The 9,615-nt window shown below is 46.4% G+C and carries 8 protein-coding genes; 5 read left to right on the top strand and 3 right to left on the bottom strand.

Annotated elements, in window-relative coordinates; all coding sequences use genetic code 11:
- Positions 1–253: 253 nt before the first annotated feature.
- From tyrS to BGO59_RS14255, 3 genes are all read right to left on the bottom strand, one after another.
- A complete protein-coding gene (gene tyrS, locus BGO59_RS14265) occupies positions 254–1,555 on the bottom strand; it encodes a tyrosine--tRNA ligase (RefSeq protein WP_293684280.1) in 1,302 nt (433 codons plus the stop codon).
- Between the two features lie 115 nt (positions 1,556–1,670).
- On the bottom strand, positions 1,671–2,891 hold the full coding sequence (locus BGO59_RS14260) for an S-adenosylmethionine:tRNA ribosyltransferase-isomerase (protein ID WP_293684279.1): 1,221 nt from the start codon (positions 2,889–2,891) through the stop codon (positions 1,671–1,673).
- Complete coding sequence (locus BGO59_RS14255; protein ID WP_293684278.1) at positions 2,884–3,390, bottom strand: hypothetical protein; 507 nt, start codon at positions 3,388–3,390, stop codon at positions 2,884–2,886. The genes BGO59_RS14260 and BGO59_RS14255 overlap by 8 nt, the downstream gene beginning before the upstream one ends.
- A gap of 242 nt (positions 3,391–3,632) precedes the next feature.
- Here BGO59_RS14255 and BGO59_RS14250 point away from each other — a divergent pair, with 242 nt between their 5' ends.
- The 5 genes from BGO59_RS14250 (at position 3,633) to BGO59_RS14230 (ending at position 9,560) form a co-directional block, all read left to right on the top strand.
- On the top strand, positions 3,633–4,184 hold the full coding sequence (locus BGO59_RS14250; RefSeq protein ID WP_293684277.1) for a cob(I)yrinic acid a,c-diamide adenosyltransferase: 552 nt from the start codon (positions 3,633–3,635) through the stop codon (positions 4,182–4,184).
- A gap of 114 nt (positions 4,185–4,298) precedes the next feature.
- Entirely contained in the window at positions 4,299–5,369 is a 1,071-nt protein-coding gene (locus BGO59_RS14245; protein WP_293684276.1) for a branched-chain amino acid aminotransferase, read from the top strand.
- A 201-nt stretch (positions 5,370–5,570) separates the two neighbouring features.
- Complete coding sequence (locus BGO59_RS14240) at positions 5,571–6,206, top strand: hypothetical protein (RefSeq protein WP_293684275.1); 636 nt, start codon at positions 5,571–5,573, stop codon at positions 6,204–6,206.
- A 47-nt stretch (positions 6,207–6,253) separates the two neighbouring features.
- Positions 6,254–7,528, top strand: a complete 1,275-nt coding sequence (locus BGO59_RS14235; protein ID WP_293684274.1) for an erythromycin esterase family protein — start codon at positions 6,254–6,256, stop codon at positions 7,526–7,528.
- A gap of 22 nt (positions 7,529–7,550) precedes the next feature.
- Positions 7,551–9,560, top strand: a complete 2,010-nt coding sequence (locus tag BGO59_RS14230; RefSeq protein WP_293684273.1) for an alpha-amylase family protein — start codon at positions 7,551–7,553, stop codon at positions 9,558–9,560.
- Positions 9,561–9,615 lie beyond the last annotated feature (55 nt).

Genomic DNA, 9,615 nt, shown 5'->3' with positions numbered 1-9,615 from the left:
GTACGAGACTTTTTGCGGTTTGTCAAGTAAAATCTGAAAATATTTTTTTGACTTGATTTTCAGGGGCTTATACTTAACTCACTGATTGTTAGGCGGTTGCTTTCTCAATCAGCCCCGTTTCTTTCGATTTGGGACTGCAAAGGTAGGGGCTTTTTTCACCCTTGTCAAGACCTTCTTCTAAAATAATTGGGGTGCTCACCAAACAATATTTGGTAAGCACCCCAATATCAATCAGTTAGTAGAAATAAAATTTTTAAACTTTTTTCAAAAGGTGATTTTTCTTACCCTTCGATACCAGAATATAGCGCTCTTGCAGCCAGTCTAACTCTACAGGAGCGGCCGGATCAGATACTTTAATTTTGTTTAAACTAACCGCATTTTGTGAAATTGCTCGACGAGCTTCGCCTTTTGATGCATACACTTCGCCCCGACTGGCTACTGACAGTAGATCGGTGATATCCTTACAACTGGCGAGCTCATCGGCTGTTATTTCCGTTTGAGGCACTCCTTCGAAAATAACATCGAACTCGTCTGACGCAATGGAGCGTAAAGTATCCAGTGTTGCTTTACCAAATAAGACCTCCGATGCTTTTACGGCTAGATCATACCCAGCCTGCGAATGAACCCGAATGGTTACATCTTTTGCAATGGCTTTCTGCAAAATGCGTAAATGGGGTGCTTCGGCATGCTGTCGCTCTAATTCCTCGATCTCTTCCTTAGGTAGCAATGTAAATACCCGGATTAACCTTGGGCAATCGTCATCAGAGGCATTGAGCCAGAATTGGTAAAACTGATACGGGGATGTCATGGCAGGATCAAGCCATACGTTGCCCCCAGCCGACTTACCAAATTTGGTTCCGTCTGCTTTTGTAATCAACGGTGTTGTGAGGGCATAGGCCAGATGTTCTACGGAAGGATCTGCCGATCCGCTTTCTTTGCGTCGGATTAATTCGGTACCAGTAGTTATATTGCCCCATTGGTCCGACCCGCCCATCTGGAGTCGGACACCTTTGTTTTTATAAAGCCAATAGAAATCGTATCCCTGCAACAGCTGATAAGAGAATTCCATAAACGACAATCCGGTTTCAAGCCGTTTTTTTACAGAATCCTTGGCCACCATGTAGTTTACAGTAATATGCTGCCCTGCTTCCCGTAGAAAGTCCAGAAACGACAATCCCTTAAACCAATCATAGTTATTGACCATTTCAGCAGCATTTTCGCCCGAATCAAAATTCAGAAAGCGGGCTAGTTGAGCCCGTATTCCTTCCTGATTTCGACGCAATGTCTCTTCTGACAGATAATCTCGTTCCGTCGAACGGCCTGATGGATCACCAATCATTCCGGTTGCTCCGCCCACCAGGGCAAATGGTTTATGCCCTGCCCGTTGTAAGTGCACCAGTAGCATGATCGTAGCCAGGTTACCAATGTGCAGCGAGGCTGCCGTAGGGTCGAAACCGATATAACCGGAAGTCATTCCCTTTTGTAATTGTTCTTCGGTGCCGGGGGTCATGTCGTTCAACATACCACGCCAGCGAAGTTCTTCGATAAAATTCATAATTGTCAAAGAGTGAAAGAGTGAAAGAGCGAAAGAGTGGCTAACGCGAGAACAAAACCATTCGCTCTTTCACTCTTACGCTCTTTCACTCTTTAAGAATCGCAAAGATACTTTTTTATGGTAAAAGCAGCGATGAATCGCCGTAACTCAGGAAACGATAGTCATTTTGCAGGGCTTCGTTGTAAACCCGCTTCCAGTCATCACCGATCAGGGCAGCAATAAGCAGAATGAGCGTTGAACCCGGTTGATGAAAGTTCGTAATAATGCCTTTGCAAAGTTTTAGCTCATAACCGGGTGTAATATAGATTCCCGTATGAGCAACCAGTGTCTCCTGTTGAGTCTCGATCATATGCTGCAACACAGTCATCAATGATGCTTTTACAGTAGGCTGATCAGTGGTCGGTAGTTGATAGGCATACTTTTGGTCCAGTCGGAACGGCTCATTCTCTCCATTGATTAACTTGGCTCCCATCCAGTATAAACTTTCCAGCGCACGCATTGACGTGGTCCCTACTGGAATAATTTTCCCTGCATGCTGAAGCAGGTTTTGCAGATTTTGCTGTGTGTAGACTACCTGCTCGGTATGCATATGATGTTGCCGGACATCGTCTGTTTTGATCGGCTGAAAGGTACCAGCTCCGACATGTAACGTCAGATAATCATGACCGATTCCCTGCTTACTCAGATTGTCAAATACCGTAGGTGTAAAATGCAGTCCGGCTGTTGGGGCTGCTACCGCTCCTTCCTGTTTCGAGTAAACTGTCTGATAGGTTTCCCGATCAGCCTCAGTTGGGTCCCGTTTCAGGTAGGGTGGCAACGGAATTTCGCCCGCGTAGTGAATGATTTGGGCGAAGGTTAATTCAGCGGGTTGCCAACTAAGCTTAACCAACGACTGGTCGTAGTCGTACCAGGAAACTGAAATGTCAATACCATTATGCTCTGCGTTTCCAGCTAACTGTACTAGCAACGTTTCGTCCCGTTTCCAACGTTTCCGATTGCCAATCATTCCCTGCCAGATTGCCGACTCTGTCGCTTCCATCGACAGACTGATGGGCAAATCGTTTGGAAATGGATTCAACAAAAACAGTTCGATTACTGAGCCGGTAGGCTTTGTGAAATACAACCGGGCCGGAATGACTTTGGTATTGTTGAAGACCAGAAAACTCTCCTTTGGCAATAAAGCTGGTAAACTAGAAAACTGTTCATGGTCTATCTCCCCTCTTCGATAAACAAGAAGTTTCGACGCATCGCGTTGCGCTAGCGGAAAACGGGCAATTCGTTCATCAGGCAGATCGTACTGGAACTGACTTAGCAGCAATTCATTCGACTCAGTCATCATCACCGGGTTTCATGAACAAACGAATAGGTAGTCCAGCCAATACAGCGATCAGAATAACGGTGCTTATTGGCAATAACCAGGCATAATCAAACGGTTGCAGGCTCCGATCGGCGCGGTTCACCAATGATAACACGAACAAACCCATTGCCAGAATCGTATTAATAGCAGCAATGAGCGCATAAAACCAGTTGGTAAAAATCTCGTTGAGCAACGAACGATGGCTTGTCCATACGCCTGTAGGAACAGGAATCTGAGCGGTTGGTACGCGTAAAAACAATTTCGAAATAGCTCTTAAAACCGTATTGGCAATAAGAAAGATAGCAACCGAAAGGTAGAAGATCGTTTCCCGATTAATGGTTTGAATGGGCTGTTTGAGATCATCGAATCGAACAGCGACCTCTTCGGGATACGAGATATAACTGGCAAATAATGAACCAACAAATCCGATTATGGACAGAATGCGCCATGTTCGGACAAAAAAAGTACCTGCTTTCATGTAAAAGAGTGAAAGAGCGATAGAGTGAAAGGACAACCAACCCAACCTCTTTTATCGACTCGTTAAAATCAGGGGGCAAAGTTACGGCTGGAACGGTTGAAATCCGTTAGTTTCGCTCACTCGATTCGTAGAACTATCGTACTTATGGCTGTATTACTGAACATACGTATCTCCCACAAACGCCCGATTGCTCACTCAACGCTCCTTATGACACGTTTTCACGCATTCATACCCTACCCACTATGAAAATTTATACAAAGACGGGAGACAAAGGTCAGACCGGGCTCATTGGAGGCCGCCGGGTCAGCAAGGCTGATTTACGGATTGATGCCTATGGTACCATTGATGAATTAAACGCCTGGATTGGTCTGGTACGAGATCAACCCGTCAATGAAAGCCGTTCAACGCTATTAAAGGAAATCCAGGACCGGCTGTTTACAATGGGCGCTGAACTGGCTACAGACCCAGAGAAAGCCCCCAGACGAACTATACCTAGTATTACTGCCGACGATATAGAGATGCTTGAACAGGCGATGGATACTATGGATACTGAACTACCCGAGCTCCGGGCGTTTATCCTGCCAGGAGGTCATCAGGCCGTTTCGTTCTGCCACCTGGCCCGAACCGTTTGCCGACGAGCCGAACGCCTGGTCATTACACTTCATGAACAATCGCCGGTCGATGAACGTGTGCTCCAATATATCAATCGATTATCCGATTATTTATTTGTTCTTGGCCGGAAAATGGCACAGGAATTGAGTTCTGACGAGGTAGTCTGGAAGCCCAGAATTTAATTTTTCCGACCGATGAAAAAAAAGTTGTCTTGACAACTAAATTTAGTCGATCTAATTTTTTAGCTTTGCCGCAGCCTGATCTTCAGCAGGCTAACTCATTAACCACAAGCTGTTATGACGACGGACGTATTGCAAATTGAATTGCGGAAAGCGGAACGCTCCCGCCTTCAGGAGGTAGATTTCAACCATCTGCCTTTCGGAAAACATTTCTCGGACCACATGTTCGTGGCCGATTTTGTCGATGGTGAATGGAAAAATCAGATGATTGTGCCATTCGACAATTTCACGCTAAGCCCTGCTCTGTCGTCACTACACTATGGTCAGTCGATTTTTGAAGGTCTGAAAGCATTTAAAAATGAAGCTGGCGAGGTTTTGATGTTCCGGCCCCATGCCAACTTTGAGCGGATGAACGAATCGGCTCGTCGGATGTGCATGGCCACCCTGACCGAAGACGTATTCATGGGTGGTCTGGAAGCGCTATTGCGGGTAGATGCTGGTTGGGTACCTGATACCCCTGACAGTTCGCTGTATATTCGGCCGTTTATGTTTGCGACCGACACCTATCTGGGTGTGGCTCCCTCTAAGACCTATCGCTTCTGTATTTTCACAGGTCCGGTGGGCGCTTACTATACCAACCCTCCTAAACTGAAAGTAGAAACGGAGTACATTCGGTCAGCACCGGGTGGAGTTGGCTATGCCAAATGCGCTGGTAACTACGCCGGTTCGATGTACCCGACGATGCTGGCTCAACAGCAAGGTTACGATCAGTTGATCTGGACCGATGCCCGTGAACATAAATACATTGAGGAATCGGGCACCATGAACATCATGTTTGTGATTGATGGAAAGCTCGTTACGCCGGCAACCTCTGATTCGATTCTTAAAGGCGTCACGCGCGACACCATCATCCAGATTGCCCGCAGTTGGGATGTTCCTGTTGAAGAACGTCGGGTATCAATTGAGGAAATAATCAGTGGTATTGAAACGGGTCGATTGACAGAAGCTTTCGGAGCGGGTACAGCCGTGGTTGTGTCGCCCTATTCGCTCATCGGCTATAATGGTAAAGATTATATGCTGCCGGAATTTGCGCCCGAAGATTCGTTTGCCGTTCGGGTAAAAAATTACCTGACCGACTTACGGACGGGTAAGATTGCCGATCAATTTGGCTGGGTATATAAAGTGTAAACCACAGAATAGCCTAAACGCAACAACCCCGACCAAACGGTCGGGGTTGTTGCGTTTATAGCAATTTTTAATTGTAGCTATTCAGCAATCAATTCGCAAAAATCTAAATTAACTAAGATTTAATTGACTTTTACCAATTATAGCTGTTATTACGTCACGGTAATGTTACCATCTGTTCATCTACATCTTTTCCCTATTATAATGAAAGCCCTTGCCTTATTTCTATCGCTCCTGATCTGTTCGTTGCTGTTCAACTCCTGCAAAAAGGACGATGCACAACCACAATCGATTGCCAATGCCGTGGTAAATGGTGATTTTGAAGCTTCTCCTTATCAAGACTGGCTATCCAATGTAAACAGGGTCTCCAAAACCAAACCAAATAGTTATACCGTTGAGTACTCTACCGAAGCTGCCTCCTCACCTAGCCATTCCATTAAAGTAAGCTGCAATGCAGCTTACAATGATTCTACCTACCACTTGTTACAACAGCTTTTTTACACACCCAGCTCGTCAGCACCAAATGGGGCTAAGATACTGAACATACCCACGGGCGCGAAACTTACGATGAAAGCGAAAATCAAGACGGTTAATGTCCAGGGAAATGGTATTGTTATAGCCGTCGGTGGCAATTACGGCCTCAATAAGAATTATGCGTCGGCCTTTTATACATCAACTGAGGGCAAAGTCCCGATTACAGGTACGAGCGATTTCAAGGAATATTCGATCACCTTCGACTCGTTTCCTGCGGATACTTACAGTATGTATGTGTTGATCTTCTTTTCGCCAACCACTACGGGGACAGCTTACTATGACGATGTATCGTTATCAGTCAACTAAGCCAGAAGAGTACATAGACGATCGTATCACCACATCAGCAATTGGTTATGCCTTCATTGGGATATCGAGTTTTATTCGTTCTCGGGTTTAGCCTCTTTTTAGCAGGCTGCAAACAACCCGATGTGGACCCGTTTGAGGGGTTAACCACCGACCAAATCGCTATTGTCCAAGCCTTAAACAAAAGCATTGCACCGATCCAGGATGCCGACCCCAACCGTGATTTTACTGACCTGACCCCTCTTGATACCATTCTGACTAAAGCCCAGGTAGTGGGTATGGGCGAGGGCACGCACGGTACCCGTGAGTTTTTCCAGATGAAAGACCGTCTGTTTCGATATATGGTTCAAAAACACGGGATTAAGGCCATTGGCTTTGAAGCTAATTTTGGCCGTTCGGTGATTGTAAACCGGTTTATTCACGGCCAAACAACAAACCTGGCCTCAGCTTCGGTAGCCGCTAAAAGTATGTATTTCTGGACCTGGTCGACGGAGGAAGTACGCGACTTACTACAATGGATGAAAGACTACAATGTTGGAAAACCGGGAGATCAACAACTGTCTTTTTACGGTTTCGACTGTCAGTATGCGGATGATGAGTGGCCATTAATCTATGAGTTTCTGGCTAAAGTAGAGCCGACTTCCCTGCCAGGAAGCGATTCATTGGCTAGTTTGTACAATAGGTTTGTAGCGAATGAAACAAAATGGGCTGCAGCAGGTGGCCGGGAGAACTACGAAATTGCCAGACAGGCCGTTCGTGTGCTGATCCAACAGGCGGATATAACGAATGGAGATGTCTGCAATACCTATATAAAACGGGATATGTATATGGCGGAGAATGTGCAATGGATGCTTACCCGAATGCATGTGAGTAAGGCAAGCCTATGGGCGCATAATTATCACATTTCTAATATACCCTATGCTAACTGTAGCCAACCATCAATGGGCGGCTATTTAAAACAACTATTGAAAGACAAGTATCTGACGATCTGCACTTTCCTTACGAATGGTTCGTTTACGGTTCGGGATGCCTCCAAGAATAATTCGCCTTTGTCCCAATTATCCGTTCGTACCGGCGATGTAAGCACGTCCTTTAACAACTTATTGGGCAAAACTCAGTATTCCAATTTTATGCTCAATTTAAATCAGCCGGGATTAGCGCCTGCTTTAACCAACTGGTTAGGATCCAAACATCCTCTGTTCGAAACCGGTGCGGCTTTTGACGAAACGCGGCCAGAGCAGTATTATTCCGTATCGACTTTGACAGGCCGATTCGATATACTCTTTCATTTTCGGGACACCTCTCCATCGAAGTTACTTCCCTGATTTTGCATTAACCTTTTTTCGAATGAGAGCCATCCGGGTACTATTCTTCATGGTTTTTAGCTTTCAGTCGTTCGCGCAGACCCCGCGAACGCTTAAACGCTATTTTGGCATGCATTTCGATTTCCATGCTACTGAAAATGATACTACCATTGGCAAAAATCTTTCTGAGAAATCGCTCGATTCGCTTTTAACAGCCATCAAACCCGATTTCATCCAGGTCGACTGCAAAGGTCACCCAGGCATCAGTAGTTACCCATCGAAAGTACCAACGGCCACTCATGCCCGTAATATCAAGGGTGATCCACTGGCTTTTTACCGGAGCATTACTCAGAAACATGGCGTTGATTTATACCTCCATTATTCGGGCGTTTTTGATGTGGCGGCTATCGAGAAGCATCCAAACTGGGCCGTTGTTAAAGCCGATGGCTCTATCGATAAATCGAAAACGTCGGTATACGGCCCTTACGCCGATTCGCTTTTGGTCCCGCAACTTAACGAGTTAGCCAGCTATGGAGCCAATGGTGTTTGGGTAGATGGCGAATGCTGGGCTACTATACTCGACTACTCCCCAACCGCCCTTCAGCGCTTCCGCGAAGAAACCGGAATCACTACCATTCCACGTTCTAGTAAAGATGCTGGCTATGAAGCCTTTCGGGAGTTTGCTCGTCGATCGTTTGTCCGTTATCTGGGCCGATATGTTGATACTATTCACCAGAAACACCCGACATTCCGAATAGCTTCGAACTGGGCGTATTCTTCCATGATGCCAGAGCCGATTACCACACATGTCGATTACCTGTCGGGTGATCTGACACCGGGCAACAGCGTTAATTCTGCAGCCCTGGAAGGCCGGATTCTGGCTGCCCAGAGCCAACTCTATAAAAAGCCCTGGGATATTATGTCGTGGAGTTTCTGGTATAGCTTTAACCCCAATCGGCAGGGTGACCAGAAAACAGCCATCCATTTGATGCAGGATGCGGCACAGATTCTTTCACTGGGAGGTGGTTTTCAGGCATACTATCAGCAAAGCAATACAGCCGCTATTCCCCTGCGTTACTTACCCGTTATGACTGAACTTAGCCGTTTTGTTCGAGCCCGGCAACCATTTTGCGAAGGTACTACCCCAATTCCACAAGTGGCGGTGGTCTATGCAAACACGACCGTTCGGGCCTTCAATCAATCGCTGTTCGGAAACGGCCAAACGCAGCGCATCAATGGAGTACTGACCGCTCTGCTCGATGCCCAGTTACCGGTTGAAGTCCTGTCGGAACAGCATTTGCAGGGGCGTATGAATCAATATCCGCTCATTGTCCTCTCGCAGCAGGATTCGCTTAGTCCCGCCTTCCGACATGACTTGCTTGATTATGCTCAACAGGGGGGGCATTTACTTATTATGGGGGCTCGTACTACCCAGCAATTCGCAACCGAACTAGGTGTAACTGCTGGTCCGATTCAATCAACTAGCTCGCCCAAGACCATCTTGATGAACGGTAAGACACTGATGCTCAGCGGCCCTTTCCTACCCGTTCGACTCGCCAGCAAAGCCGCTCAACCCATTGGAAAATTTCTGGCATCAGAGGCTAACGAACTGGTCAATGGTGTTGTAGCTTCCGAAATACCCTGGGGGAAAGGGAAGCTTACTGCGATCTATGCCGACATTAGCGCCGACTATCGTATCCATCAGTCAACGGGTCTGCGCGATTTTATAGCTGCTCTAGCCAAGCCATTGCTACCCAACCCGCTTGTTGAGGTTCGTGGCTCGCATTTAGTCCATGTCGTTCTGGGGCAACAGCACAACAGACTCACTGTAAACCTGATCAACACTGGAGGTCGTCACGCCGATCCGCAGGTTTTTACGTATGATGAGGTACCGCCCCTCACGAATCTACAAGTTCGTATACGTACCGATCATCAACCGAAACGGGTGCTGCAACAACCCGAAAATAAACAATTAGCAGTTCGGTATGCCAATGGTATCGCCACTGTGATCGTTCCTCAACTAACTATTCATTCGGTAGTGGTGCTGGATTAATAAAAATTAATTTTTTCCAGTATTTTGCTCCATAAATACCATGTGCTTACTTGAA

Source organism: Spirosoma sp. 48-14 (assembly GCF_001898575.1).
In the GTDB taxonomy this organism is placed as follows: Bacteria; Bacteroidota; Bacteroidia; order Cytophagales; family Spirosomataceae; genus Spirosoma.
The sequence above is the reverse complement of the archived record's forward strand: the minus strand, read 5'-3'. Positions and strand labels throughout refer to the sequence as shown.

Coding starts and splice junctions, on each gene's coding strand:
- BGO59_RS14240 (WP_293684275.1), top strand. CDS start 5,571: ATGAAAGCCCTTGCCTTATTTCTATCGCTCCTGATCTGTTCGTTGCTG.
- BGO59_RS14230 (WP_293684273.1), top strand. CDS start 7,551: ATGAGAGCCATCCGGGTACTATTCTTCATGGTTTTTAGCTTTCAGTCG.
- BGO59_RS14250 (WP_293684277.1), top strand. CDS start 3,633: ATGAAAATTTATACAAAGACGGGAGACAAAGGTCAGACCGGGCTCATT.
- BGO59_RS14245 (WP_293684276.1), top strand. CDS start 4,299: ATGACGACGGACGTATTGCAAATTGAATTGCGGAAAGCGGAACGCTCC.
- BGO59_RS14260 (WP_293684279.1), bottom strand. CDS start 2,891: ATGACTGAGTCGAATGAATTGCTGCTAAGTCAGTTCCAGTACGATCTG.
- BGO59_RS14255 (WP_293684278.1), bottom strand. CDS start 3,390: ATGAAAGCAGGTACTTTTTTTGTCCGAACATGGCGCATTCTGTCCATA.
- BGO59_RS14235 (WP_293684274.1), top strand. CDS start 6,254: ATGCCTTCATTGGGATATCGAGTTTTATTCGTTCTCGGGTTTAGCCTC.
- tyrS (WP_293684280.1), bottom strand. CDS start 1,555: ATGAATTTTATCGAAGAACTTCGCTGGCGTGGTATGTTGAACGACATG.